The 23,946-nt window shown below is 67.3% G+C and carries 26 protein-coding genes; 15 read left to right on the plus strand and 11 right to left on the minus strand.

Annotated features, from left to right (window positions below; all coding sequences use genetic code 11):
- The first annotated feature begins 105 nt into the window (after positions 1-105).
- Together G6N26_RS13315 and G6N26_RS13320 are read left to right on the plus strand one after the other, a co-directional pair.
- Positions 106-972 (plus strand): cutinase family protein, encoded by an 867-nt coding sequence (locus G6N26_RS13315; RefSeq protein ID WP_067171965.1) that lies wholly within the window; start codon positions 106-108, stop codon positions 970-972.
- A 57-nt stretch (positions 973-1,029) separates the two neighbouring features.
- Entirely contained in the window at positions 1,030-1,650 is a 621-nt protein-coding gene (locus G6N26_RS13320; protein ID WP_083019725.1) for a cutinase family protein, read from the plus strand.
- Here the strand turns inward: G6N26_RS13320 and truA are convergent.
- From truA to infA, 8 genes are all read right to left on the minus strand, one after another.
- Positions 1,647-2,507 carry a tRNA pseudouridine(38-40) synthase TruA gene (gene truA / locus G6N26_RS13325; protein ID WP_082991457.1) on the minus strand — a complete coding sequence of 287 codons (861 nt, stop codon included), beginning with the start codon at positions 2,505-2,507 and terminating at the stop codon, positions 1,647-1,649. The two genes, G6N26_RS13320 and truA, sit on opposite strands and share 4 nt — an antisense overlap.
- Positions 2,494-3,141: a 50S ribosomal protein L17 gene (gene rplQ / locus G6N26_RS13330; RefSeq protein WP_083019707.1), complete on the minus strand. Its 648-nt coding sequence runs from the start codon at positions 3,139-3,141 to the stop codon at positions 2,494-2,496. Before rplQ ends, truA begins: the two co-directional genes overlap by 14 nt.
- A gap of 60 nt (positions 3,142-3,201) precedes the next feature.
- Complete coding sequence (locus G6N26_RS13335) at positions 3,202-4,245, minus strand: DNA-directed RNA polymerase subunit alpha (RefSeq protein WP_008260253.1); 1,044 nt, start codon at positions 4,243-4,245, stop codon at positions 3,202-3,204.
- Between the two features lie 72 nt (positions 4,246-4,317).
- The gene (gene rpsD, locus G6N26_RS13340; protein ID WP_067171969.1) at positions 4,318-4,923 is read right to left on the minus strand and encodes a 30S ribosomal protein S4; all 606 of its coding nucleotides are present in this window, start codon (positions 4,921-4,923) and stop codon (positions 4,318-4,320) included.
- Positions 4,924-4,938: 15 nt separating this feature from the next.
- Positions 4,939-5,355: a 30S ribosomal protein S11 gene (gene rpsK, locus G6N26_RS13345; protein ID WP_008260256.1), complete on the minus strand. Its 417-nt coding sequence runs from the start codon at positions 5,353-5,355 to the stop codon at positions 4,939-4,941.
- A gap of 6 nt (positions 5,356-5,361) precedes the next feature.
- Entirely contained in the window at positions 5,362-5,736 is a 375-nt protein-coding gene (gene rpsM, locus G6N26_RS13350) for a 30S ribosomal protein S13 (RefSeq protein WP_067171971.1), read from the minus strand.
- A gap of 163 nt (positions 5,737-5,899) precedes the next feature.
- The gene (rpmJ, locus tag G6N26_RS13355; protein ID WP_003879483.1) at positions 5,900-6,013 is read right to left on the minus strand and encodes a 50S ribosomal protein L36; all 114 of its coding nucleotides are present in this window, start codon (positions 6,011-6,013) and stop codon (positions 5,900-5,902) included.
- A gap of 50 nt (positions 6,014-6,063) precedes the next feature.
- A complete protein-coding gene (infA, locus tag G6N26_RS13360; protein WP_003418601.1) occupies positions 6,064-6,285 on the minus strand; it encodes a translation initiation factor IF-1 in 222 nt (73 codons plus the stop codon).
- A 253-nt stretch (positions 6,286-6,538) separates the two neighbouring features.
- Between infA and G6N26_RS13365 the strand changes: the two genes are divergently transcribed.
- From G6N26_RS13365 to G6N26_RS13405, 9 genes are all read left to right on the plus strand, one after another.
- Positions 6,539-8,203, plus strand: coding sequence for an NAD(P)/FAD-dependent oxidoreductase (locus tag G6N26_RS13365; protein ID WP_067171973.1), 1,665 nt, complete (start codon positions 6,539-6,541; stop codon positions 8,201-8,203).
- Positions 8,200-9,726: an ATP-binding protein gene (locus G6N26_RS13370; RefSeq protein WP_067171975.1), complete on the plus strand. Its 1,527-nt coding sequence runs from the start codon at positions 8,200-8,202 to the stop codon at positions 9,724-9,726. The genes G6N26_RS13365 and G6N26_RS13370 overlap by 4 nt, the downstream gene beginning before the upstream one ends.
- 39 nt (positions 9,727-9,765) lie before the next feature.
- On the plus strand, positions 9,766-10,614 hold the full coding sequence (locus tag G6N26_RS13375) for an LLM class F420-dependent oxidoreductase (RefSeq protein ID WP_067171977.1): 849 nt from the start codon (positions 9,766-9,768) through the stop codon (positions 10,612-10,614).
- 20 nt (positions 10,615-10,634) lie between these two features.
- Positions 10,635-11,513 carry an LLM class F420-dependent oxidoreductase gene (locus G6N26_RS13380; RefSeq protein WP_067171978.1) on the plus strand — a complete coding sequence of 293 codons (879 nt, stop codon included), beginning with the start codon at positions 10,635-10,637 and terminating at the stop codon, positions 11,511-11,513.
- 27 nt (positions 11,514-11,540) lie between these two features.
- Positions 11,541-12,536, plus strand: coding sequence for a dTDP-glucose 4,6-dehydratase (rfbB, locus tag G6N26_RS13385; RefSeq protein ID WP_067171980.1), 996 nt, complete (start codon positions 11,541-11,543; stop codon positions 12,534-12,536).
- Between the two features lies 1 nt (position 12,537).
- The gene (gene rfbC, locus G6N26_RS13390) at positions 12,538-13,155 is read left to right on the plus strand and encodes a dTDP-4-dehydrorhamnose 3,5-epimerase (RefSeq protein ID WP_067172042.1); all 618 of its coding nucleotides are present in this window, start codon (positions 12,538-12,540) and stop codon (positions 13,153-13,155) included.
- 239 nt (positions 13,156-13,394) lie between these two features.
- Positions 13,395-14,516, plus strand: a complete 1,122-nt coding sequence (locus G6N26_RS13395; RefSeq protein WP_067171981.1) for an acyltransferase family protein — start codon at positions 13,395-13,397, stop codon at positions 14,514-14,516.
- 126 nt (positions 14,517-14,642) lie between these two features.
- Positions 14,643-15,779, plus strand: coding sequence for an acyltransferase family protein (locus G6N26_RS13400; RefSeq protein WP_083019704.1), 1,137 nt, complete (start codon positions 14,643-14,645; stop codon positions 15,777-15,779).
- A gap of 101 nt (positions 15,780-15,880) precedes the next feature.
- Positions 15,881-16,969 carry an acyltransferase family protein gene (locus G6N26_RS13405; protein ID WP_067172044.1) on the plus strand — a complete coding sequence of 363 codons (1,089 nt, stop codon included), beginning with the start codon at positions 15,881-15,883 and terminating at the stop codon, positions 16,967-16,969.
- 90 nt (positions 16,970-17,059) lie between these two features.
- On the opposite strand, the gene G6N26_RS13410 is transcribed toward G6N26_RS13405, so the two are convergent.
- The gene (locus tag G6N26_RS13410; protein ID WP_083019703.1) at positions 17,060-18,487 is read right to left on the minus strand and encodes a hypothetical protein; all 1,428 of its coding nucleotides are present in this window, start codon (positions 18,485-18,487) and stop codon (positions 17,060-17,062) included.
- Positions 18,488-18,590: 103 nt separating this feature from the next.
- On the opposite strand from G6N26_RS13410, the gene G6N26_RS13415 reads away from it, so the two are divergent.
- From G6N26_RS13415 to G6N26_RS13430, 4 genes are read left to right on the plus strand one after another with little or no spacing between them, the layout of a single operon-like run.
- The gene (locus G6N26_RS13415) at positions 18,591-20,111 is read left to right on the plus strand and encodes a CoA-acylating methylmalonate-semialdehyde dehydrogenase (RefSeq protein WP_083019702.1); all 1,521 of its coding nucleotides are present in this window, start codon (positions 18,591-18,593) and stop codon (positions 20,109-20,111) included.
- 3 nt (positions 20,112-20,114) lie between these two features.
- The gene (locus tag G6N26_RS13420) at positions 20,115-21,290 is read left to right on the plus strand and encodes an acyl-CoA dehydrogenase family protein (protein WP_083019700.1); all 1,176 of its coding nucleotides are present in this window, start codon (positions 20,115-20,117) and stop codon (positions 21,288-21,290) included.
- Positions 21,291-21,302: 12 nt separating this feature from the next.
- Positions 21,303-22,196: a 3-hydroxyisobutyrate dehydrogenase gene (gene mmsB, locus G6N26_RS13425; protein ID WP_083019698.1), complete on the plus strand. Its 894-nt coding sequence runs from the start codon at positions 21,303-21,305 to the stop codon at positions 22,194-22,196.
- Between the two features lie 30 nt (positions 22,197-22,226).
- Positions 22,227-22,595 (plus strand): SpoIIAA family protein, encoded by a 369-nt coding sequence (locus G6N26_RS13430; RefSeq protein ID WP_083019696.1) that lies wholly within the window; start codon positions 22,227-22,229, stop codon positions 22,593-22,595.
- A 54-nt stretch (positions 22,596-22,649) separates the two neighbouring features.
- Here G6N26_RS13430 and G6N26_RS13435 read toward each other — a convergent pair whose 3' ends face one another.
- The gene (locus G6N26_RS13435) at positions 22,650-23,156 is read right to left on the minus strand and encodes a MarR family transcriptional regulator (RefSeq protein WP_067171994.1); all 507 of its coding nucleotides are present in this window, start codon (positions 23,154-23,156) and stop codon (positions 22,650-22,652) included.
- 41 nt (positions 23,157-23,197) lie between these two features.
- Positions 23,198-23,917: an anti-sigma factor family protein gene (locus G6N26_RS13440; RefSeq protein ID WP_067171996.1), complete on the minus strand. Its 720-nt coding sequence runs from the start codon at positions 23,915-23,917 to the stop codon at positions 23,198-23,200.
- Positions 23,918-23,946: the final 29 nt, after the last annotated feature.

Genomic DNA, 23,946 nt, shown 5'->3' on the forward strand with positions numbered 1-23,946 from the left:
CGAAGTCCCTCTGGGCTCACGGTAGGCCGCCGATCGGCCGGGCCGGAGCGCTTATCCACAGGTCGCAGGAGTTTCGCCCCGGCCGAAATTGGGTAAAATTGTCCGGTGCAAACTCACCGCGCAGCTCGCCTCGTCGGCCTGGGCACTTCCGCCCTGGTGACCGCCGCCGGCCTCCTCGCTACGCCGGTCGCGAACGCCTTCGACTGCCCGGACGTCGAAGTCATCTTCGCCCGCGGCACCAACGAGCCCCCCGGCCTGGGCCGGGTCGGCGACGCGTTCGTGGACTCGCTGCGCCAGCAGACCAACTTGAACATCCTTCCCTACGGCGTGAATTACGCCGCCAGCAAGCTGCAGCTGCACGGCGGCGACGGCGCCAACGACACCATCGACCGCGTCAAGAAGAGCGTGGAAACGTGCCCCAACACCAAGATCGTGCTGGGCGGCTACTCGCAGGGCGCGTCGGTGATGGACATCGTGGCCGGCGTCCCCATCGGCGGCATCAACTGGGGCAACTCGCTGCCGCCGCAGTACGCCAGCAACATCGCGGCCGTCGCCACCTTCGGCGACGTGGCCGACCGTGCCGGCGGCACGCTGCCCAGCCAGAGCAAGTTGCTGGGCTCCAAGGCCATCGACCTGTGCAACCCCAATGACCCGATCTGCCACGCCGGCCCCGGTAACGAGTGGAGCGGGCACACCGAGGGCTATGTCCCCGTCTACACCACCCAGGCCGCGGCGTTCGTCGCGTCCAAGCTCGTCGGTGCCGGCCAGTCGGTGCCAGGGTTCGGCCCGTCCTTCCCGGGTGCGGGCCCGCAAGTCCCGGGCCAGCCCGGGTACGGCCAGCAGACCCCGGTGTACGGGCAGAACCCGCCCGGGACGGGCCCGTCGATCCACGGCGGCACCGGCAGCGCCCCGGCTCCGGCGCCGCTGGCTCCCGGGCCGACGACGTCCGTACCGCAAGCACCTCTCGTCTAAATCGTTACCGGCGGGTTATCAACGCGCGCTTAACATCTCTGTGTGAGGCTTATCCCTATAGGGCTGGGCGTCGGATTGCTCGCGGGGGCAGCGTTATTGGTTGCCCCGCAATTGGTTCCCCGCGCATCGGCGTCCTGCCCCGGCGTTGAAGTGGTCTTTGCCCGAGGAACGGATGAGGCGCCAGGTGTCGGCAAGGTGGGCGGGGCGTTCGTCACCTCGTTGCGCGAGCAGACCCGCAAAAGCGTTGGCGCATATGGCGTGAACTACCCGGCCGACAAAGACTTCTTGGCCGCCGCGGACGGCGCCAACGACGCCAGCAGCCACATCCAGCGCATGGCGGTGAACTGCCCTAACACCAAGCTGGTACTGGGCGGGTACTCCCAAGGCGCCGCCGTCATCGACATCGTCACGGCCGCACCGGTGTCCGGTTTCGGGTTTCGCAGGCCGTTGCCGCCCGCGGCCGCCGATCACGTCGCCGCCGTCGCGCTCTTCGGCAATCCGTCCGGGCGGGCGGGCAACCTGATGAGCGCGCTGAGCCCGAATTTCGAGGGCAAGACCATCGACCTGTGCAATCCCGGCGACCCGATCTGTTCGGGCGGAATGCGGTGGGCGTCGCATCTGAGCTACGTGCCCGGATTGACCAACAAGGCCGCGAGTTTCGCCGCGGCGCGGGTCTAGCGCGAGCGCACATCCCTGGTGATGAGGTTGCGCGCGGCCAACTGGTCGTCGGGCGGGTAGTCGACGCCGACCAGCGTCAGCCCGTGCGCCGGGGCGGTGGCGTAGTCGCTGGATCGAGCTGCGGCGCTGAGCAGTTCGCGGCACCACGAGACGGGACGGCGGTGCTCGCCGACCGCGAGCAGCGCCCCGACCAGGGAGCGCACCATCGACCAGCAGAACGCGTCGGCGCTGACCCGCGCGGCGATCAGGTCACCGTCGCGCGTCCACTCCAGCCGCTGCAGGTCGCGAATGGTGGTGGCGTTCTCCCGGTGACGGCAGAACGCGGCGAAGTCGTGCAATCCCAACAGGTCCCGCGAGGCGGTGGCCATTGCCTCGACGTCCAGAGGGCGCGGCCACGCGGTGACATAGCGGGCCTGCTGCGGCTGCACGCCCCACGGCGCCGTCGACAGCCGGTACACATAATGACGGCGCAGCGCCGAGAACCTGGCGTCGAAACCCGCAGGGGCGCGGGCAATGTCGACGACCCGGACGTCGGTGGGCAAAAACCGGCCCAGCCGGCGCAGCAACGGCAGAAATTCGGCCTCGCCGGCGTGCGGCGCGCGGGAGTACGCGTGCGGCAGCGCTGCCGCCGGCACGTCGACATGGGCCACCTGCCCGGTGGCGTGGACTCCCGCGTCGGTGCGTCCCGCCGCGCGCAGCCGCACCGGTGTGCGAAAGACGGTCGTCAGGGCCTCGTCGAGGACCCCGGCCACGGTACGCTGGGCGGTCTGAGCCGCCCAGCCTGCGAAACCCGTTCCGTCGTAGGCGATATCGAGCCGCAGACGGACCTGAGAATCCGGGTCGCTAACTCTCGTCAGCCTCGTCGTCCGCCTTCTCGGCGGCCTCGGCTTCGGCCCTCGCGGCCACAGCCTTGTCGGCCTTGTCTTCGGCTTCGGCCTGGGCCTTGGTCGGCTCGTCAGAAGCCGTGGTCTCGGCCTGGGTCTCGCCGGCCTCGTCCGTGGCTTCCCCGGCCGGCGGTCCGACGGCCTCCTCGGGCTCGACGGCCGCCTGAGGCGCCGCCGCTGCCGCGACAGGAGCGTCAGACTTCTTGGACGACTTCACCCGACGAGCCCGATCGGCCTCGGAGGTGACCGTCTTCTCCCGCACCAGCTCGATCACGGCCATGGGCGCGTTGTCACCCTTGCGCGGCTCGACCTTGATGATCCGGGTGTAGCCGCCGTTGCGGTCGGCGAAGAACGGCCCGATCTCCTCGAACAGGACGTGCACCACGTCCTTGTCGCGGATCTTCTTCAGCACCTCTCGACGGTTGTGCAGCGCACCCTTTTTCGCGTGGGTGATCAGCTTTTCCGCATACGGCCGCAGCGCACGCGCCTTGGGCTCGGTCGTCTTGATCCGGCCGTGCTCGAACAGCGACGTCGCCAGGTTGGCCAGCAGGGCCTTCTGGTGCGATGACGATCCGCCGAGGCGAGGGCCCTTGGTGGGCTTGGGCATTGCGACTATCTCCTAATTGGGGCCGGTCCCCGTATCAGGTAGGACCGGGACGGAATTCTTTTACAGCTGTTCGGTTTCCGCGTAATCCTGGTCGTCGTAGGCGGCCTCGGTGGACCAGGTGCCGGTGGCGACGTCGTAGCCCGCGACCTGCGAGGGATCGAAGCTCGCCGGGCTGTCCTTGAGCGACAGACCCAGCTGGTGCAGCTTGACCTTCACCTCGTCGATGGACTTCTGACCGAAGTTGCGGATGTCCAGCAGGTCGGACTCGGTGCGCGACACCAGCTCGCCGACGGTGTGCACACCCTCGCGCTTGAGGCAGTTGTAGGACCGCACCGTCAGGTCCAGGTCGTCGATCGGCAGCGCGAACGACGCGATGTGGTCGGCCTCCGCCGGCGACGGCCCGATCTCGATGCCCTCGGCCTCGACGTTGAGTTCGCGTGCCAGACCGAACAATTCGACCAGCGTCTTACCCGCCGACGCCAGCGCGTCGCGGGGGTTGATCGAGCTCTTGGTCTCGACGTCGAGGATCAGCTTGTCGAAGTCGGTGCGCTGCTCGACACGGGTGGCGTCCACCTTGTAGGTGACCTTGAGCACCGGCGAGTAGATGGAATCGACTGGGATGCGGCCGATCTCGGCGCCAGATGCCCGGTTCTGCACGGCCGGCACGTAGCCACGGCCACGCTCGACGACCAGCTCGACCTCGAGCTTGCCCTTGTCGTTCAGCGTCGCGATGTGCAGGTCGGGGTTGTGCACCGTGACGCCGGCGGGGGGAACGATGTCACCCGCGGTGACCTCGCCCGGGCCCTGCTTGCGCAGGTACATCGTGACCGGCTCGTCCTCCTCGGAGGACACGACCAGGCTCTTGAGGTTCAAGATGATCGCGGTGACGTCTTCTTTCACGCCGGGCACGGTGGTGAACTCGTGCAGCACACCGTCGATGCGGATGCTGGTGACGGCCGCGCCCGGAATCGAGGACAGCAGCGTCCGGCGCAACGAATTGCCCAGGGTGTAACCGAATCCCGGCTCCAGCGGCTCGATGACGAACTGGGAGCGGTTATCGGTGAGGACTTCTTCCGACAGGGTGGGTCGCTGAGAGATCAGCATGGTGTTTCTTCTTCTCCTTCTCGGCACCCGCTATTTGATGCCGTTCAGACTGCGCTGGGTTCAGCGCAGGGCTTACTTCGAGTAGAACTCGACGATGAGCTGCTCGGTGAGTGGGACGTCGATCTGCGCCCGCTCGGGCAGCTGGTGGACGAGGATGCGCTGCCGCTCCCCCACGACCTGCAGCCAGCTCGGGATCGGCCGGTCGCCCGCCGTCTCCCGCGCGATCTGGAACGGCACGGTGTTCAGCGAGGAGTCCCGCACGTCGATGATGTCGTACTGGGACACCCGGTAGCTGGGAACGTTCACGTGCACGCCGTTGACGCTGAAGTGTCCGTGGCTGACCAGCTGACGCGCCATCCGGCGGGTCCGAGCCAGCCCGGCGCGGTACACGACATTGTCGAGCCGGCTTTCCAGGATCCGCAGCAGCTCTTCACCGGTCTTGCCGGATTGCCGCACGGCCTCTTCGTAGTAGCGACGGAACTGCTTCTCCATCACGCCGTAGGTGAAGCGGGCCTTCTGCTTCTCCTGCAGCTGCAGCAGGTATTCGCTTTCCTTGATCCGCGCGCGGCCGTGCTGGCCGGGCGGGTAGGGGCGCTTCTCGAAGGCCTGGTCGCCCCCGACGAGGTCGGTGCGCAGCCGGCGCGACTTGCGGGTGATGGGTCCGGTGTAACGAGCCATTGGGTTCTTTTCCTCCTAGACCCTGCGTCGCTTCGGGGGGCGCACGCCGTTATGCGGCTGGGGGGTGACGTCGGAGATCGCGCCGACCTCCAGTCCGGCGGCCTGCAGCGACCGGATCGCCGTCTCCCGGCCCGAGCCCGGGCCCTTGACGAACACGTCGACCTTCTTGACGCCGTGCTCCTGCGCCTTGCGGGCCGCGTTCTCGGCGGCCAGCTGCGCGGCGAACGGCGTCGACTTCCGCGAGCCCTTGAACCCGACGTGACCCGACGACGCCCAGGCGATGACGTTGCCCTGCGGGTCGGTGATCGTCACGATCGTGTTGTTGAACGTGCTCTTGATGTGGGCGGCGCCGTGCGGGACGTTCTTCTTTTCCCGGCGACGGGTCTTCTGCCCCTTCTTGGGGGCGGACGCTGCCTTCTTGGCTGGTGGCATGGGTGGTTACCTGGCCTTCTTCTTGCCGGCGATGGTGCGCTTGGGGCCCTTGCGGGTGCGCGCGTTGGTCTTGGTCCGCTGGCCGCGCACCGGCAGGCCACGGCGGTGCCGCAGGCCCTGGTAGCAGCCGATCTCGATCTTGCGTCGGATGTCGGCCTGGACCTCGCGGCGCAGGTCACCCTCCACCTTCAGGTTGGCTTCGATGTAGTCACGCAAGTGGGTCAGCTGGTCGTCGGTGAGGTCCCTGGTCCGCAGGTTCCTGTCGATCCCCGTCGCGTCGAGAATCTCGTTCGAACGGGTCCGGCCGACGCCGAAAATGTAAGTCAGCGCGATCTCCATCCGCTTGTCACGCGGCAGATCGACGCCTACTAGTCGTGCCATAGGTGGCGTTTCCTCTTTTTCTCGGCGGAGGTCTGATCCCAGTCCGTTCCCGATCTATCCGGGGCCCGGCCTCCGTCCGGGCGTGGCTGAGCGACGTATTCGCTCAGTGGTACTGGGAGGTCTGCATTCAGTTGTGCTGGCGTGCGCGGATCAGGCTGAGGAGTCAGCCCTGGCGCTGCTTGTGGCGCGGATCGGAGCAGATCACCATGACCCGCCCATGCCGACGGATCACCCTGCACTTGTCACAGATTGGCTTGACGCTCGGGTTCACCTTCACGGCTGTTCGATCCTGTTCTGTCTGTTCGTAGGTTGTTTCGATCGGGCTTGTTACTTGTACCGGTACACGATGCGGCCCCGGGACAGGTCGTAGGGAGACAACTCCACCACCACCCGGTCCTCGGGCAGGATGCGGATGTAGTGCTGCCGCATCTTGCCGCTGATGTGGGCAAGCACCTTGTGACCGTTCTCGAGCTCAATGCGGAACATCGCATTGGGCAGCGGCTCGACCACGCGGCCTTCGACCTCGATGGCGCCGTCCTTCTTGGCCATAACTAGTTAAGAATCCTCATCGTTTAGTCTCGTTCGCGTCTGCGCCCAGATCGGCGCGACATGGCACACCGACTTGCAACGTGAGCCGGTGACAGGAAATTCCTAGGACTGGACACACAAAAAGTCGGCGCGGATGCCGCACCGTCGTTCCACGATACCTGGTCATCGGCCTCCACCAAAATCGCTGTCGGCGGAACGCGGCCCGCTCGCTCGACCTCCCACATGCCCGCTGACAAGCGCATACTTAACGCCGATGACCAACCCCTCAAGCGAGCGCAAGCCCGTCATGCTCACCGTCGACGACGATCCTTCGGTTTCCCGGGCCGTCGCACGCGACCTGCGTCGCCACTACGGCGAGGACCACCGGATCGTGCGCGCGGAGTCGGGGCCCGACGCGCTGGGCACCCTCAAGGAGCTCAAACTGCGCGGCGAGACGGTCGCGCTGCTCATCGCCGACTACCGGATGCCGCAGATGAGCGGCATCGAGTTCCTCGAGCAGGCGATGGACCTCTACCCGGCGGCGCGCCGCGTGCTGCTGACCGCCTACGCCGACACCCACGCCGCCATCGACGCCATCAACGTCGTCGACCTGGATCACTACCTGCTCAAGCCGTGGGATCCGCCGGAGGAGAAGTTCTACCCGGTCATCGACGGGCTGCTGGACGCGTGGCGGGCCGCGCCCGAGCACCCCGTCCCGCACACCAAGGTGATCGGCCACCGCTGGTCGGCACGGTCCTGGCAGGTCCGCGACTTCCTGGCCCGCAACGGCCTCTACTACACCTGGTTCATGGCCGACGAGCCCGCCGGCGAACGCCTGCTCAACGCCGCCGGCGAGGACGGCCTGCGGCTGCCGGTGGTGGTCACCCAGCGCGGCGACACCCTCGTGGAACCGACCGATGCGCAGCTGGCCCAGACCCTGGGCCTGACCACCACGCCGTCGCAGGAGTTCTACGACCTGATCGTGGTCGGCGGCGGGCCCGCGGGGCTGGCCGCCGCCGTGTACGGCGCCTCCGAGGGGCTGCGCACCGTGCTCATCGAGCACACCGCGACGGGCGGTCAGGCCGGGCAGAGCTCGCGCATCGAGAATTACCTGGGTTTCCCGGACGGGGTGTCGGGCGGCCAGCTGGCCGACCGCGCCCGCCGCCAGGCCGAGAAGTTCGGCGCCGAACTGATCACCGCCCGCAAGGCGATCGCCCTGGAGGTCAACGGGTCCAAGCGGACCGTGCGCTTCGCCGACGGCGGCTCGATCGACGCGCACGCGGTCATCCTGGCCACCGGCGTCGCCTACCGGCAGCTGGACGCCGAGGGATGCGCCGAGCTGACCGGCTGCGGCATCTATTACGGGGCGGCGGTCTCCATCGCCGCGGAGTGCGAAGACGAAGAGGTCTACGTGATCGGCGGGGCGAACTCGGCCGGCCAGGCCGCCATGTACCTGTCGCGCACGGCCAAATCGGTCAACATCGTGGTGCGGGCCCCGTCGCTGGAGGCGTCGATGTCCTACTACCTGATCCAGCAGATCGAGGCCAACCCCAAGATCAACGTGCTGACCTGCACCGAGGTGCAGCGGGCCACCGGCGACGGCCACCTGGAACAGCTGAGCCTGGTCAACAACCGGACCGGCGAGACCGAGGACGTCACCTGCGGCCGGATGTTCATCTTCATCGGGGCCGCCCCGCGCACCGACTGGCTGGACGGGGTGCTGGCCCGTGACGACCACGGCTTCATCCTGACCGGCCCGGACCTGCGCAACGTGTGCGGCTGGACGCTGGACCGGCCGCCGCATCACCTGGAAACCAGCGTGCCCGGGGTGTTCGCGACGGGCGACGTCCGCTCGACGTCGGCCAAGCGGGTCGCGGCCGCCGTCGGCGAAGGGTCGATGGCCGTGATGCTGGTCCACCGCTACCTGGCCGAATCATGACCGGCGCCGAATCCGTCAAAGTCCCCTGCGAGCCCGACGAGCTGCGCAGCCTGTTCCTGTTCGAGGCGCTCTCCGACGAGCAGCTCGCGGTGCTGTGCGCTAACGGCCACATCGAACACTACGAACCGGGCCCGATCTGCGTCGAAGGCGAGCCCGCGACGTGCTTCTACGTGCTGATCGAGGGCGAGCTGATGATGTCCAAGCTCTCCGGCGGCCAGGACATCGAAACCAACCGCACCTCGCAGCGCGGCGTGTATTGCGGGGCCTGGCGGGCGTTCACCGGCGGAAAGCAGAAGAGCTACGACGCCTCGGTGCACGTCACCCGGCCGTCGCGGTTCTTCGTGATGGACGCGCCCGTGTTCGCCCGATTCATGAAGGACCAGTTCCCGATGGCCGTCCACCTGCTCGACGGCATCGCCGTCGGCACCGACCGGACCCGGCGGATCATCGACAACCGGGAGAAGCTGCTGGCGCTGGGCCGGCTGTCGGCCGGGCTCACCCATCAGCTCAACAACCCGGCCGCCGCGATCTCGCGGGCCGCGTCGGATCTGCGCGAACGGGTGGCCAACATGCGGCACAAGCTGGCGATGCTCGCTGACGGCACCATCTCCCCCGAGGCGCTCAGCGCGTTGGTGCGGTTGCAGGAGCGGGTCGCCGAGCAGGTCGCCAAGTCCGGGTCGACGCACCTGAGCGCGCTCGAGACCGCCGACCGCGAGGACGCCGTCGGCGACTGGCTGGACGACCACGGCATCGAGGGCGGGTGGGACATCGCGCCGACGTTCGTGGAGGGCGGCATCGACACCGATTGGCTGGAGCGGATTTCCACGGTGACCGATGAGCTCGCCGCGACATCGCTGGAAATGGCGATCCGCTGGATCAACTACACCATCGAGAGCGAATTGCTGATGAACCAGATTCTGGAAGCCAGCAAGCGGATTTCGGCGCTGGTCGCCGACGCCAAACAGTATTCGCAGTTGGATCGCGCGCCGTTCCAGGTGACCAATGTGCACGAGTTGCTGCGCAGCACGCTGGTGATGTTCGCCGATCGGTTGACCAAGGACGGCGCCAAGAACTCTCGCGCCGTCACCGTGGTAAAGGATTTCGACCAGTCGCTTCCCGAAATCCCTTGCTATCCAGGTGATCTCAACCAAGTCTGGACCAACATCATCGACAACGCGATCGCCGCGATGCGGGACACCGGCGGCACGCTGACCCTGCGCACCTGCCGGGAGGGCGAGAGCATGGCCCGCGTCGAGATCTGCGACACCGGGCCGGGAATACCCGAGGACGTGCGCGAGCACATCTTCGAGCCGTTCTTCACCACCAAACCCTTCGGCGAGGGCACCGGCCTGGGCCTGGATCTGGCGTTCAACATCGTCGTGAAGAAGCATCGCGGGGACCTGCGGGTCGAATCGGTGCCCGGCGACACCCGATTCATCGTGCTGCTGCCGCTACAACCGCCCGCCGCCGCTGTCGCCCCCGACCTCGACGACGCCGAGGAAAACGTCACGATCCCGGAATAGGACTGGAATAGGGCCGCACCGCGCCCGGTTGGGAAGACCATGACCGATGCAGCAAGCAAGCCCGATCTCGGCCGGTTCGGATCGTTCGGACGCGGTGTCACACCCCAGCAGGCCAAGGACATCGAGGCGCTGGGCTACGGCGCGGTCTGGGTCGGCGGGTCGCCGCCCGCCGAGCTGGCCTGGGTCGAACCCCTCCTGGAAGCGACGACGACGCTGCAGGTGGGCACCGGCATCGTCAACATCTGGACCGCGGCCGCCAAGCCGGTCGCCGAATCCTTCCACCGCATCGAGGCGGCCTATCCGGGCCGCTTCCTGCTCGGCATCGGCGTCGGCCATCCCGAGGCGCACACCGAGTACCGCAAGCCCTACGACGCCCTGGCGGACTACCTCAAGCAGCTCGACGACTACGGTGTGCCCGCCGACCGCCGGGTCGTCGCCGCGCTCGGGCCGCGCGTGCTCAAGCTGTCCGCGGAACGCTCCGCCGGGGCGCACCCCTACCTGACCACGCCGGAACACACCGCACAGGCCCGCGAGATCATCGGCCCGTCGGCTTTCCTCGCCCCCGAGCACAAGGCGATTCTGACCACCGACCCCGAGAAGGCCCGGGCGGTCGGCCGCAAGGCGCTCGACGTCTATTTCAACCTCGCCAACTACCGAAACAACTGGAAGCGGCTGGGTTTCGGCGAGGACGAGGTCACCCGGCCGGGCAGCGACCGGTTGGTGGACGCGGTCGTGGCCTATGGCACCGCGGACCAGATCGCGGCGCGGCTCAAAGAGCACCTCGACGCCGGCGCCGACCATGTCCCAGTGCAGGTCCTGACGAAGGATGAAAACCTGGTCTCGGCGCTGGCCGAACTGGCGGGGCCACTGGGACTGAATCCGTCCTGACGACTGGCAGGGGGACCTAGATGACCGAGGGAGTTTCGCTCAAGCCCGACCTGGGCCCGTTCGGCGTGTGGCTGGCGACGCGATCCATCACCCCCGAGTTGGCCGCGGGGATCGAATCGCTGGGCTACGGCGCCGCCTGGATCGGCGGTTCGCCGGATGCGGATCTGTCCTGGGTCGATCCGGCCCTGGCGCGGACGACGTCGCTGCACCTGGCCACCGGGATCGTCAACATCTGGTCGGCGCCCGCACCCGCGGTCGCCGAGTCCTTCCACCGCATCGAAACCGGCCACCCGGGAAGGTTTTTGCTGGGCGTCGGGGTCGGCCACCCCGAGCACACCCAGGAGTACGTCAAGCCGTACGACGCCCTGGTCTCCTACCTCGACCAGCTCGACGAGGCCCGGGTGCCGACCAGCCGCCGGGTGGTCGCGGCGCTCGGGCCGCGGGTGCTGCGGCTCGCCGCGCAACGCAGCGCCGGCGCGCATCCGTACCTGACCACCCCGGAACACACCGCCAAGGCGCGCGAATTGCTCGGCGGGGCAGTGTATTTGGCGCCCGAGCACAAGGTGGTGCTGAGCACCTCGGACAAGGAGGGAGCCGAGCAGGCCCGCGAGATCGGCCGCCAGACCGTCGAGCATTACCTGGGCCTGAGCAACTACGTGAACAATTGGCTGCGGCTGGGGTTCACCGAAGCCGACGTGCGCACGCCCGGCAGCGACCGGCTGATCGACGCGGTGGTCGCCCACGGCACCCCGGAGGCGATCGCGGGACGGCTGCGCGAGCATCTGGACGCCGGAGCCGACCACGTGGCCATCCAGGTGCTCGGCGGCTATTCCGAAGAAACGCTGCTACCTGCGCTAACCGAATTGGCCGGTGCTCTGGGGCTAACTGCGACAAACTGACCGATCGGCTCGGTTAGGGTTTGGGGCATGCGGTTACTGGTCACCGGCGGCGCGGGTTTCATCGGCGCCAATTTCGTGCACAGCACCGTTCGCGAGCACCCCGAGGACTCCGTGACGGTGCTCGACGCCCTGACTTACGCGGGCCGGCGCGAGTCGCTGGCCGGCGTCGAGGACGCCATCGAGCTGGTGGTCGGCGACATCACCGATGCAGAGCTGGTGTCGCGGCTGGTCGCCGAATCCGACGCCGTGGTGCATTTCGCCGCGGAGAGCCACGTCGACAATGCACTGGAGGGCCCCGCGCCGTTCCTGCACACCAACGTGGTCGGCACCTTCACCATCCTCGAAGCGGTGCGGCGTTACGGTGTGCGGCTGCACCACATCTCGACCGACGAGGTCTATGGCGACCTGGAGCTCGACGACCCCCAGCGGTTCACTGAGGCGACGCCGTACAACCCGTCCAGCCCCTATTCGGCGACCAAGGCCGCCGCCGACATGCTGGTGCGCGCCTGGGTGCGGTCGTACGGGGTACGCGCGACGATCTCGAACTGCTCCAATAACTACGGGCCGTATCAGCACGTCGAGAAGTTCATCCCGCGCCAGATCACCAACGTGCTCACCGGGCGGCGACCCAAGCTGTACGGCGCCGGCGCCAACGTCCGCGACTGGATCCACGTCGACGACCACAACAGCGCGGTGCGGCGCATCCTGGAATCCGGCGAGATCGGGCGCACGTATTTGATCAGCTCCGAGGGCGAGCGCGACAACCTGACCGTGTTGCGGACGCTGCTGCAGATGATGGGTCGCGAGCCCGACGACTTCGACCACGTCACCGATCGCGCCGGCCACGACCTGCGCTACGCCATCGACCCGTCGACGCTGTACGACGAATTGTGTTGGGCGCCAAAGCATACCGACTTCGAGGAGGGGCTGCGTGAGACCATCGACTGGTATCGCGCGAACGAAGCGTGGTGGCGCCCGTTGAAAGATGCCTCGGAAGCACGCTACGAAGAACGTGGGCAGTGACGTGAAGGTTCGCGAACTGAAGGTTCCCGGTGCCTGGGAGATCACCCCCGCCGTTCATGGCGATTCGCGCGGCCATTTCTTCGAGTGGATGACCGACAAGGGATTCAGCTCCTTCGCCGGTCACCGATTGGACGTCCGGCAGGCCAATTGCTCGGTGTCTTCGGCGGGCGTACTGCGCGGACTGCATTTCGCCCAGGTGCCGCCGAGCCAGGCCAAGTACGTGACGTGCGTGCGCGGCGCAGTGTTCGACGTCGTCGTCGACATCCGGGTCGGCTCACCGACATTCGGGCAGTGGGACTCGGTGCTGCTCGATGACACCGAGCACAGGACGATCTACCTCTCCGAGGGACTCGGACACGGATTCCTGGCGCTGCAAGACAATTCGACGGTGATGTACTTGTGCTCGGCGGAATACAGCCCGCAACGCGAACACACCATTTGCGCAACCGATCCCGCGCTGGGGATCGACTGGCCGCTGGTGGACGGCGCACCGCCCACCCTGTCCGATCGCGACGCCGCGGCCCCGAGCTTTGACGAAATGCGCGCCTCCGGCCTGCTCCCCACGTGGGAGGAGACCAGCGCGTTCGTCGAGGGTTTGCGGGCAAAGCCCACGAATTGACGCGGGTGATCGGCATCGCCCTTCCCGGCGACGTGCGTTATCCCGCAACGTCGTTGGCGCTCTGTGCGCGGAAAAATTTTTAACCCCCTGAGCTGCCTATTAGACGTATATCTACTAACAGCCCCATTGCGGACACCGAAGTGGACCAGTACCGTAAACCGGCCCAATTCGTCGTTCGGTGGCGCTAGGATTGCGCCGATGATGCCGATGAGACCTTGTTCACATGGCGGGAACCGCCGATGAAACTTGGGCAGGTGTTCGATCCGCGAAGCAATGCGCTCAACGCATGGCGGTTAGCGCTCGCGGGCGAGGTCATCTTCTGGCACACCTACCCGGTCCGGGGCCATTTACCTTCGCTGCGCGCCGTTTTGCAGCTGCTGCTCTGCGTCGGCGTCGACGGGTTCTTCGCGATCTCGGGCTTCCTCATCACCGCGAGTTGGATCAGCAATCCCCGGCTGCGTGCATATCTCGCCGCTCGCGCTCTTCGCATCCTGCCCGGCTTCTACGTCTGCATGATCGTGACCGCGTTCGTCTTCGCCCCCCTCAGTGTGGCGATTCAGGGCGGTTCGGCAGCCAGACTGCTGTTCTCGTTCGCCCCGTTCGAGTACGTCCTGAAAAACATCGCGGTGATGTGGCTCAAGCCCGACGTCGGCGGCACGCCGCACGACATTCCCAATGCGGGCATCTGGAACGCTTCGCTGTGGTCGCTGTTCTGGGAAGTGATGTGCTACCTGGTCGTCGCCATCATCGGCGTTGCCGGACTTGCCAACCGCCGGTGGGTTTCCCCGACGATTTTGGTGGCCGCGGCGATCGGGGCGTCGATGATGCCACCCGTCACCTTCCCCGAGGTGTTCAACCGGCCGACCGGCAACGTGGGCATCGTCATCGTCTTCCTGGCTTGCCGCGCCGCGATCATGTTTGCGGCGGGAGCGCTGCTGTATCAATGGCGCGATGTCATTCCCGCTCGGTGGTCACTGGTCGCGGTGAGCGTGGTGATCGTGCTGCTGGCGGGCCAGCTGCCCGACTACCGCGTGGTCGCGGCCGTCCCCCTCGCCTATGCCGTCGTCGTCTCCGGATCCCTGCTGCACAGCAAGCGCTTGAGATTACGCACGGACCTGTCCTATGGCATGTACATCTACGCGTACCCGACTCAGCAGCTTTTGGCCGTCCTCGGCCTGCTCAGCCTCAACCCGTTCGTGTTCTGCCTCACCGTGGCGGCGGCGACGGTGCCCCTGGCCGCGGCGAGCTGGTTCCTCGTCGAAAAGCCCGCGAGGTCGTTGAAGGCGCGCATCAAACGGAAATCGGCGGGCGCCCGCGAAGCGGCGATGGTGCTGCCTCCGGAGGTCCCCGGCGCCGCATAGCGTCGTTCGCTACCGCCCAAGGACTCCCATGACGGCTCCACCGGCTTTACCGGTTGTAACCGATCACCGGCTTCTGGCCGATACGATGGCGCCGACGGCGCGTGGCGTGACGGGGGTTGGAGGCAGATGAAGCTCGGACAGGTATTCGACCCGCGAAGAAACGCGCTCAACGCGCTTCGGCTGGCACTGGCGGCCGAGGTCATGCTGTTCCATTCGTGGCCGATCACGGGACACTTGCCCCCGAAGTCGACTCTGCAGCTTTTCTTCTCGGTTGGTGTGGACGGGTTTTTCGCGATCTCCGGCTTCCTGATCACCCGGAGTTGGCTCACCGACCCGCGCCTGCGTGACTACCTCACCGCCCGCGCCCTTCGCATTCTGCCCGGCTTCTATGTCTGCCTGATCGTGACCGCGTTCGTCTTCGCCCCGCTCAGTATGGCGATTCAAGGCGGTTCGGCCGCCAAGCTGCTGGGGTCCATCGCGCCGCTCGAGTACGTCCTGAAGAACAGTGCGGTTGCGTACCTGCAGCCAACTATCGACGGAACGCTGCACGATCTACCGGGTGGAAACACCTGGAACGGCTCGATGTGGTCGTTGATCTGGGAACTGCTGTGCTACTTGTTTGTTGCCGCTATCGGCCTGGCAGGACTGGGCAATCGTCGCTGGGTGTCGCCGGCGGTTTTGGCGGTGGCAACGCTGGGAGCGTTGATCTTGCCGCCCCTGACATTTCCCGGGGTATGGACCATTCCGCAGCTCGCGGTGCGCGCGGCCATCATGTTCTCGGCCGGCGCTGTCATGTATCAGTGGCGAGATGCCATCCCCGCCCGATGGTCGCTGGTCGCGGTCTGCCTCGTCATCGTGGCGGCGTCCGGGAGCCTGCCCGATTACCGGGTGCTCGGCGCGCTTCCGCTCGCCTACGCCGTCGTCGTGTCGGGCTCGTTGCTCAAGAACGAACGATTGAGACTGCGCACCGATTTGTCCTACGGCGTCTACATCTACGCCTTCCCGGCTCAGCAATTGCTGGCCGTCTGTGGACTCGCGACGCGCCTGCACCCGGTCCTGTTCTTTCTTGCCTCGGTGACGGCGACCTTGCCGCTCGCCGCGATCAGCTGGTTCGTCATCGAGAAACCCTCGATGTCCCTCAAACGCCGGCTCCGAGTCAAGTGGTCGGCTCCCGTCGCGTCCAGCTCCGACGAGCCCGGGCCTGTCAGCACGGCCAACGCCGCCGCCGAGCAGCCGGCTCCGGAGTCCCCGGGTACCGCCTAGCCTGGGTTCGGCTCACCCCTGACGAAATCGCGTAGCTCGATCGTCCCCGATCCAACGGCGTAAAATCCGCGAAGCGGGGGGTGCACGACGGGCGGTGGCCGATGACCCTCGGACAGGTATTCAATGCGGGAAACAACGCGCTGAATGCGTGGCGGCTGGGGCTGGCGGCCGAAGTGATGCTGTGGCACTGCTGGCCCATCACCGGCCGAATGCCGCCCGCAGCGACGCTGCAACTTCTGTTCTCGATAGGGGTGGACGGGTTCTTCGCGATCTCGGGTTTCCTCATCACCAGAAGTTGGCTCGATGACCCCCACGTCCGTGACTACCTGACCGCGCGCGCCCTTCGCATCCTGCCCGGCTACTACGCCTGCCTCATCGTGACGGCGTTCGCCTTCGCCCCGGTCAGCGTGGCGATCCAGGGTGGCTCGGTCGGCAAGCTGGTGTCCTCCGGCGGGCCGCTCGAATACGTCCTGAAAAACAGCGCGGTGGCTTACGTCCATCTCGATGTCGGCGGAACTCCACGCGGGGTACCACATTCCGGGCTCTGGAACGGTTCGCTGTGGTCCCTGGTCTGGGAATTGATCTGCTATCTCGCGGTCGCCGGTATTGGTTTGGCGGGCCTGGCCCATCACCGGTGGGTCTCCCCGGCGATCCTGGTCGTGGCCACGGGGCTGGCAACCGTCATGCCGCCCATGACGTTCCCGGGGGTATGGACCATCCCGCAGATCGCCGTGCGCTCGGCGATCATGTTCGCCGCCGGTGCCGTCCTCTATCAGTGGAGAGAGGTGATCCCCGCGCGGTGGTCGCTCGTCGGGGTGAGCGTCGCCATTGTGCTGGCGGCCAGCAGGTTGCCCGATTACCGAGTCGTCGCCGCCCTACCGCTGGCCTACGCAATCATCGTGTCCGGCTCCCTGCTCAAAAACCGCCGCTTGAGGCTACGCACGGATCTGTCTTACGGCGTCTACATCTACGCGTTCCCGACCCAGCAACTGTTGGCCGTGTGCGGACTCGCGCACCTGCGACCGGTAGTGCTGTTTGTCGTCGCCGCGCTGGCGACGCTGCCCCTGGCCGCGGCAAGCTGGTTCCTCATCGAGAAACCCTCGATGGCTCTCAAGCGCAGGCTCAAACGGAAGTGGTCTGTGGCCGCGAAAACCAATGGCGACCATCCCGCCACGACAGCAGCAGGATGATCACTTCAGCGATCAGGCTGAGCCATCGCGGCACCGGCGTGGGGCAGCCGATGGTCGAAATGCGTTGGTAGCCATGAACGTAGAAGCCGCTCAGCGCGTGGTGAGTGCGGCCTCGGCGGCCATCAACTGCTCCAGCTTGGTGGCGGTGGCGGAAAACACGGACTTGGCGATGCTCAGTATCCGATCGCGGACCCGCGGCTTCGCCGACCCCGACGGCAGCAGGTGGCCGATCAGGTGACCGAACAGGTCCAGGCGTGCCGTCGACAACCACGCCATCAGGTCCGGGTCGTCGAACCAGCGCAGCTGGTTGCCGTAATCGGCCAACGCCAGCCGTAACCAGTCGACATCGGTGTCCGGATGCGGCAGTGGCACACAGAGCTCGTTTTTCAGCGCGTCGTCGCCGTAGGCGGCCTCCACGTGGGCGATCAGCGCGGCGCTGAAGATCTGCTGGCAGCCGCGCACGCTTTGCAGGGTGATGCGACCGTCTTCGAAAATCGGTGTGGCGGGCCGCTTTTCGGCGCCGTCGGCGGTGCAGTCGAGGTAGAGCTCGCGGCCGCTGACCGCGATGGAACCCCCGTCGAGGATCATCGTGTCGGCCTCGATGGCCCGCAGATGTCCCATCCGCACCACGTCGGTGACTCGTCGCAGCTGCTCGAGTTCGAGCCGGGTGACGGTGGCGCAGCGGTACATGGCGGGGCGGGTCGCCGGATCGATCCGCAGCAGCAGCCCGGCCTCCTCGAGGCGGTCGAACAGCTCCTGCACCGACGCCGCGTCGTTGATGGCGCGCAATTGCGCGGTGAAGCTGGCCTTGATCGTCTCGGCGAACATCGCACCAGGCTGCATGGTCTCGCGGTCCAGCAGCCAGGAGTCGCGGGGCATGATCCAGGTGACCCGTTCCGGCTCGACGCCGTGGCCCAGCAGCCACAGGCAGGTGTCGATGCCGGTCTTGCCGGCCCCGACGATGACGTAGCGCTCGTAGGCGCCGCGCCGCGGCAGGTCGCCGGGCGGGACGCAGTCGATGCCGGGCGCCACCCGATACGGCGGCGGGCGCATCGCGGGCACCGTGACCCGCATATAGGTGGCGTCGACGGTGCGGCGCGCCACGCGCACGGTGTAGTCGGCGCCGGCGAGCGTGCGGAACCGGCCTTCACCACGGTCTTGGCCGAGATATTCGCTCATCGGGAAATAGCTGACCCGCCCGGTCGGCAGCAGCCGCCGGCGCATGACGTGGTCGTAGTAGGCGCAGATCTCGCCCGCGCCGGCCAATTCGTAAAGGCCCTGGTTCCAACCGACTTGGTCGATCGTGTCCCCGCCCAGCGGCACGGAGTTGACGCCGTAGAAGGCCGACGGCTGGTGCAACCGCACGAACGGATACGCCATGGTCCAGTGGCCGCCGGGCGCGTGGTTGCGGTCCACCACCACGACGCGGGCCTGTGACTCGAAGACCAGCGCGTCGATGAACGCCATGGCCATGGCGCCCGCGCCGACCACCAGGTAGTCGGCCTCGATGGTGTGCATACCGCTGCCAGGCTAGCCCGCGACCCGCCTTGCCAAGGCCCGAACCGGGTTACTAGGATATGCAAGTATCCGCTTAAGCGCGTCAACCATATTCGAGGGCCCCATGACCACACAGATTCCCCACTTCATCGACGGTCAGCGCACCGCCGGCCAGTCCGGCCGCACCGCCGACGTCTTCGACCCCAGCACCGGCCAGGTCCAGGCGCAGGTGCCGATGGCCGGCCAGGCCGACATCGACGCCGCGGTGGCGTCGGCCGTCGAAGCCCAAAAGGGTTGGGCCGCAACGAATCCGCAGCGTCGCGCGCGGGTGATGATGCGCTTCATCGAGCTGGTCAACAAGCACAACGACGAGCTCGCCGAGCTGCTCTCGCGCGAGCACGGCAAGACCCTGGCCGACGCCAAGGGTGACATTCAGCGCGGCATCGAGGTCATCGAGTTCTCCCTCGGGATCCCGCACCTGCTCAAGGGCGAATACAGCGAGGGCGCCGGTCCGGGCATCGACGTGTATTCGCTGCGCCAGCCGCTGGGTGTGGTCGCCGGCATCACGCCGTTCAACTTCCCGGCGATGATCCCGCTGTGGAAGGCCGGCCCGGCGCTGGCCTGCGGCAACGCGTTCGTGCTCAAGCCCAGCGAGCGCGACCCGTCGGTCCCGGTGCGCCTCGCCGAACTCTTCTTAGAGGCCGGCCTGCCGCCGGGCGTGTTCCAGGTCGTGCACGGGGACAAGGAGGCAGTCGACGCCATCCTGAACCACCCCGACATCCAGGCGGTCGGGTTCGTCGGCAGCTCGGACATCGCCCAGTACATTTACGCCGGGGCCGCGGCCACCGGCAAGCGTTCGCAGTGCTTCGGCGGCGCCAAGAACCACATGATCGTGATGCCCGACGCCGACCTGGACCAGGCCGTCGACGCGCTGATCGGCGCGGGATACGGCAGCGCGGGCGAGCGCTGCATGGCGATCAGCGTCGCGGTGCCGGTCGGTGAGCAGACCGCGGACCGGCTGCGGGCCCGGCTCATCGAGCGGATCAACAACCTGCGCGTGGGCCACAGCCTGGACCCGAAGGCCGATTACGGTCCGCTGGTGACCGAGGCCGCCGTAGCACGGGTGCGCGACTACATCGGGCAGGGTGTGGACGCGGGCGCCGAATTGGTCATCGACGGCCGCGAACGCGCCAGCGACGACCTGACTTTCGGTGACGCCAACCTCGAAGGCGGCTTCTTCATCGGGCCGACCCTGTTCGACCACGTCACCCCGGACATGTCGATCTACACCGACGAGATCTTCGGGCCGGTGCTGTGCATCGTGCGGGCCCACGACTACGAAGAGGCGTTGCGGTTGCCGTCGGAGCACGAGTACGGCAACGGCGTGGCGGTGTTCACCCGCGACGGCGACGCCGCGCGTGACTTCGTCTCGCGCGTGCAGGTCGGCATGGTCGGCGTCAACGTGCCGATCCCGGTGCCGGTGGCCTACCACACTTTCGGCGGCTGGAAGCGCTCCGGCTTCGGCGACCTCAACCAGCACGGCCCGTCGTCGATCCTCTTCTACACCAAGACCAAGACGGTAACGTCGCGGTGGCCGTCCGGCATCAAGGACGGCGCCGAATTCGTCATTCCCACAATGGATTAGTTCATGGCTTCCTTTACCCTTGACGACGACGAACGGGTGATCACCGAGACGGCCGCCGCGTTCGCCGCCAAGCGTCTGGCTCCCTACGCCCTGGAATGGGATGCGGCCAAACACTTTCCGACCGACGTGCTGCGTGAATCGGCGGAGCTTGGCATGGCGGCGATCTATTGCCGCGAGGACGTAGGTGGCAGCGGGCTGCGCCGGCTCGACGGGGTCCGCATCTTCGAGCAGCTGGCCATCGCCGACCCCACCACCGCGGCGTTCCTGTCGATCCACAACATGTGCGCGTGGATGATCGACACGTTCGGCACCGCCGAGCAGCGCAAGGACTGGGTCCCGCGGCTGGCGTCGATGGACGTCATCGCCAGCTACTGCCTCACCGAGCCGGGCGCCGGCTCCGACGCCAGCGCGCTGAGCACCCGGGCCGTCAAACAGGGCGGCGATTATGTGCTCGACGGGGTCAAGCAGTTCATCTCGGGCGCGGGCGCCTCCGACGTCTATGTGGTGATGGCCAGGACCGGCGGTGAGGGCCCGCGCGGCATCTCGGCGTTCGTCATCGAAAAGGACAGTCCCGGGCTGAGTTTCGGCGCACTGGAGGAGAAAATGGGCTGGCATGCCCAGCCCACCGCTCAGGTGATCCTCGAGGGCGTACGCGTGCCCGCCGACGCGATGCTGGGCGGCGCGGACGGCGAGGGCGTCGGATTCGGCATCGCGATGAACGGCCTCAACGGCGGCCGGCTCAACATCGCCGCGTGCTCGCTCGGCGGTGCCCAGGCCGCCGCCGACAAGGCCGGGGCCTACGTTCGCGACCGCCAGGCGTTCGGCAAGTCCCTGATCGAGGAACCGACGATCCGGTTCACGCTGGCCGACATGGCAACCGGCCTCGAGACATCGCGAATGATGTTGTGGCGGGCGGCCAATGCGTTGGACACCGACGACCCCGACAAGGTCGAGTTGTGCGCGATGGCCAAGCGCTACGTCACCGACACCTGCTTCGAGGTCGCCGACAAAGCCCTGCAGCTGCACGGCGGCTACGGGTACCTGCGCGAGTATGGTCTGGAAAAGATCGTGCGCGACCTGCGGGTGCACCGGATCCTGGAAGGCACCAACGAAATCATGCGAGTGGTCATCGGTCGGGCAGAAGCCGCACGGTTCAAAGCGTCGCCGGCAACCGCATAGAAGGGTCTTCAGATGACCGAGCACTTGACCGTGGCTTTCCTGGGGCTGGGCCACATGGGCGGACCCATGGCGACGAATCTCGTTGCGGCCAACCACGCGGTGCGCGGATTCGATCCGGTGCCCGCGGCGCTGTCCGCGGCCACCGCGGCCGGCGTGGCCGGTTTCGACAGCGCCGTTGACGCGGTGGCCGGGGCGGACGTGGTCATCACCATGCTGCCCAACGGCGAGCTGGTCAAACGGTGCTACGCAGAGATTCTGCCCGCGGCGCGGCCGGGTGCGTTGTTCATCGACAGCTCCACGATCTCGGTCGACGATGCCCGCGAGGTGCACGCGCTGGCGGAATCGCGCGGCGCTGCCCAGCTCGACGCGCCGGTCTCGGGCGGGGTGAAGGGCGCCGTCGCCGGGACGCTGGCATTCATGGTGGGCGGCGACGAGGCCGCCTTGCGGCGGGCGCGTCCGGTGCTAGAACCCATGGCGGGCAAGATCATCCACTGTGGCGCGGCCGGGGCCGGGCAGGCCGCCAAGGTGTGCAACAACATGGTGCTGGCGGTGCACCAGATCGCGATCGGCGAGGCATTTGTCCTGGCCGAAAAGCTCGGCTTGTCGGCGCAGTCCCTGTTCGATGTGATCACCGGGGCGACCGGGAACTGCTGGGCCGTGCACACCAATTGCCCTGTACCGGGCCCGGTTCCGACTTCGCCGGCCAACAACGACTTCAAGCCGGGCTTCGCGACCGCGCTGATGAACAAGGACCTGGGACTCGCGATGGATGCGGTGTCCTCGAGCGGATCGACCGCCCCATTGGGCCGCCACGCCGCCGAGATCTACGCTGAGTTCGTTGCGTCGGACGCCTCCCATGGTGACAAGGACTTCAGCGCGATCATCGAGACGCTGCGCGGCAATTGACACAATGCGAGCGTCACGAAGGAGCATCTGATGATCGAAGTGCTTCCCGACATGCCCGCGGGAGTGACCGGCATTCGCGTGTCGGGCCGACTCCGCGGGGACGATCTGCGTGAATTCAAGCCCACCATGGAAGAGCTGCTGGAAGGCGGCGAGATCAGGATCGTGGAGGTCATCGCATCCGATTACGAGGGCTTCGGGCCCGGCGGGTTGGTCGAGAACCTGAAGCTGGGGCTCGGCGCCGTATTCACGCATCACGCGGCCTTCAAGCGAATCGCGGTCGTGTCCGACAAGGAATGGGTCGCCCATACCCTGCATGCGCTGGCGTGGATGGTCCCAGGGGAACTCGCCGTGTTCCGGCTCGATGGACTCGAGCGCGCCAAGGAGTGGGCTGCCGGGTAGTCGGCCGCTGAACCATGTTGAGCCAGAACGGCTTTCACACCAACGCCGGTCAGCTCAGAAGTCGCCGGCGTTGCGGCGCAATGTCTCGATGGACGACGCCAGGTCCTGCGATTCGGCGTCGGACATCCCGAGGTCGGCGAAGACCTGCTTGTTGAGCGTGACCGTGGCGTCCTCGACGGTGGAGCGGCCCAGGTCGGTGATCTGCACCAGCGTGGTGCGCCCGTCGGTGGGGTGCGGAACCCGCTGCACCAGCCCGTCGGCCTCCAGCCGGCGGATCGCATGCGTCACGCTGGTGACATGGACCTGCAGCCGGTCGGAGGCCTTGGTGATGGGTAGCGCCCCGGCCCGGCTGAACGCCAGCAGCCGTAGCAATTCGTAACGGGAGAAGCTGAGGTCATAGGGCCGCAGCGCCGTTTCCACGCGGGCCAGCAGGATCTGATGCGCCCGCATCACCGACGTGACCGCGACCATGCCCGGCGCCACGTCGCCCCACCCGGCACGCTCCCAGTTGGCGCGCGCCGCGGCGATCGGGTCACGCTTGTCCGGTCGTGAGTCGGCCACGCCCCTTCTTACCGCACTTGGCGCCCGGGCACGTGCATCCGCTACAGCGCGCGCTGCAACAGCACCTTGCCGCTATCGGCGGCGACCACCTGCACGGCGGCGATCTGGTCGACCGGGGTCGAGATCGCGCCCGCGGGTGTCGCGGTGTGGCCGGGCACGGCCACCCAGGTCGCCAGCCGGGTCTGGCTGCCGTCGCGGCCCACCACGACCATCGCCAGCGTGTCATGGTGCGCGTTCAGCGGCGCCAGGCACACGCACCGCAGGGCGATGGAGGTCCCCCAGTGCTGGCCGGTGACCTCGACGCTGGAGGTCAGCAGTGAGGTGCCCACCTGCGCCATCGGCTCGGCCGACGCGGTCACCTGCTGGGCGGGGCCCGACGACCACCCCTCGAGGCCGACGAACACCCCGATCGCCAGCACCGCGGCCGCGGCGGCGGACGCCACCCAGGTCACCACCCGGGTGCGGCGCCGGCGCCACCGCACCGCGGCCAGCAATGACGGCAGCAATTGGTCAGACATCTCCGGCGCCGGGCCGGACTCGTCGATCGCGGCCACCTCGTCGCGGTCCAGCTGCGACAGCAGGGCCGGCACGCCACTGAGGTCGGCGACGGCGTCCCGGCAGGCCGGGCAGTGCGCCATGTGTGTCTCGAATTCGCGGCGTTGCGCGGCCGACAGCGACCCCAGCACGTATGCGGCATCCCACATCGCGTAGCGGTCTTCGGGAGGGCCGATATCGGCCACCGGCGTGTTCATTTCATCCATGTCCTTCACCCCTCAAGCTTTCGGAGCCC

It is taken from the genome of Mycobacterium marseillense, from assembly GCF_010731675.1.
Lineage (GTDB): Bacteria > Actinomycetota > Actinomycetes > Mycobacteriales > Mycobacteriaceae > Mycobacterium > Mycobacterium marseillense.

Bases quoted from the DNA above. Each gene is read 5' to 3' on its own strand.
- rplQ (WP_083019707.1), bottom strand. From the start codon at position 3,141: ATGCCCAAGCCCACCAAGGGCCCTCGCCTCGGCGGATCGTCATCGCAC.
- G6N26_RS13335 (WP_008260253.1), bottom strand. From the start codon at position 4,245: ATGCTGATCTCTCAGCGACCCACCCTGTCGGAAGAAGTCCTCACCGAT.
- rpsD (WP_067171969.1), bottom strand. From the start codon at position 4,923: ATGGCTCGTTACACCGGACCCATCACCCGCAAGTCGCGCCGGCTGCGC.
- rpsK (WP_008260256.1), bottom strand. From the start codon at position 5,355: ATGCCACCAGCCAAGAAGGCAGCGTCCGCCCCCAAGAAGGGGCAGAAG.
- rpsM (WP_067171971.1), bottom strand. From the start codon at position 5,736: ATGGCACGACTAGTAGGCGTCGATCTGCCGCGTGACAAGCGGATGGAG.
- infA (WP_003418601.1), bottom strand. From the start codon at position 6,285: ATGGCCAAGAAGGACGGCGCCATCGAGGTCGAAGGCCGCGTGGTCGAG.
- G6N26_RS13365 (WP_067171973.1), top strand. From the start codon at position 6,539: ATGACCAACCCCTCAAGCGAGCGCAAGCCCGTCATGCTCACCGTCGAC.
- G6N26_RS13370 (WP_067171975.1), top strand. From the start codon at position 8,200: ATGACCGGCGCCGAATCCGTCAAAGTCCCCTGCGAGCCCGACGAGCTG.
- G6N26_RS13375 (WP_067171977.1), top strand. From the start codon at position 9,766: ATGACCGATGCAGCAAGCAAGCCCGATCTCGGCCGGTTCGGATCGTTC.
- G6N26_RS13380 (WP_067171978.1), top strand. From the start codon at position 10,635: ATGACCGAGGGAGTTTCGCTCAAGCCCGACCTGGGCCCGTTCGGCGTG.
- rfbB (WP_067171980.1), top strand. From the start codon at position 11,541: ATGCGGTTACTGGTCACCGGCGGCGCGGGTTTCATCGGCGCCAATTTC.
- G6N26_RS13395 (WP_067171981.1), top strand. From the start codon at position 13,395: ATGAAACTTGGGCAGGTGTTCGATCCGCGAAGCAATGCGCTCAACGCA.
- G6N26_RS13400 (WP_083019704.1), top strand. From the start codon at position 14,643: ATGAAGCTCGGACAGGTATTCGACCCGCGAAGAAACGCGCTCAACGCG.
- G6N26_RS13405 (WP_067172044.1), top strand. From the start codon at position 15,881: ATGACCCTCGGACAGGTATTCAATGCGGGAAACAACGCGCTGAATGCG.
- G6N26_RS13410 (WP_083019703.1), bottom strand. From the start codon at position 18,487: ATGCACACCATCGAGGCCGACTACCTGGTGGTCGGCGCGGGCGCCATG.
- G6N26_RS13415 (WP_083019702.1), top strand. From the start codon at position 18,591: ATGACCACACAGATTCCCCACTTCATCGACGGTCAGCGCACCGCCGGC.
- G6N26_RS13420 (WP_083019700.1), top strand. From the start codon at position 20,115: ATGGCTTCCTTTACCCTTGACGACGACGAACGGGTGATCACCGAGACG.
- mmsB (WP_083019698.1), top strand. From the start codon at position 21,303: ATGACCGAGCACTTGACCGTGGCTTTCCTGGGGCTGGGCCACATGGGC.
- G6N26_RS13430 (WP_083019696.1), top strand. From the start codon at position 22,227: ATGATCGAAGTGCTTCCCGACATGCCCGCGGGAGTGACCGGCATTCGC.
- G6N26_RS13440 (WP_067171996.1), bottom strand. From the start codon at position 23,917: ATGGATGAAATGAACACGCCGGTGGCCGATATCGGCCCTCCCGAAGAC.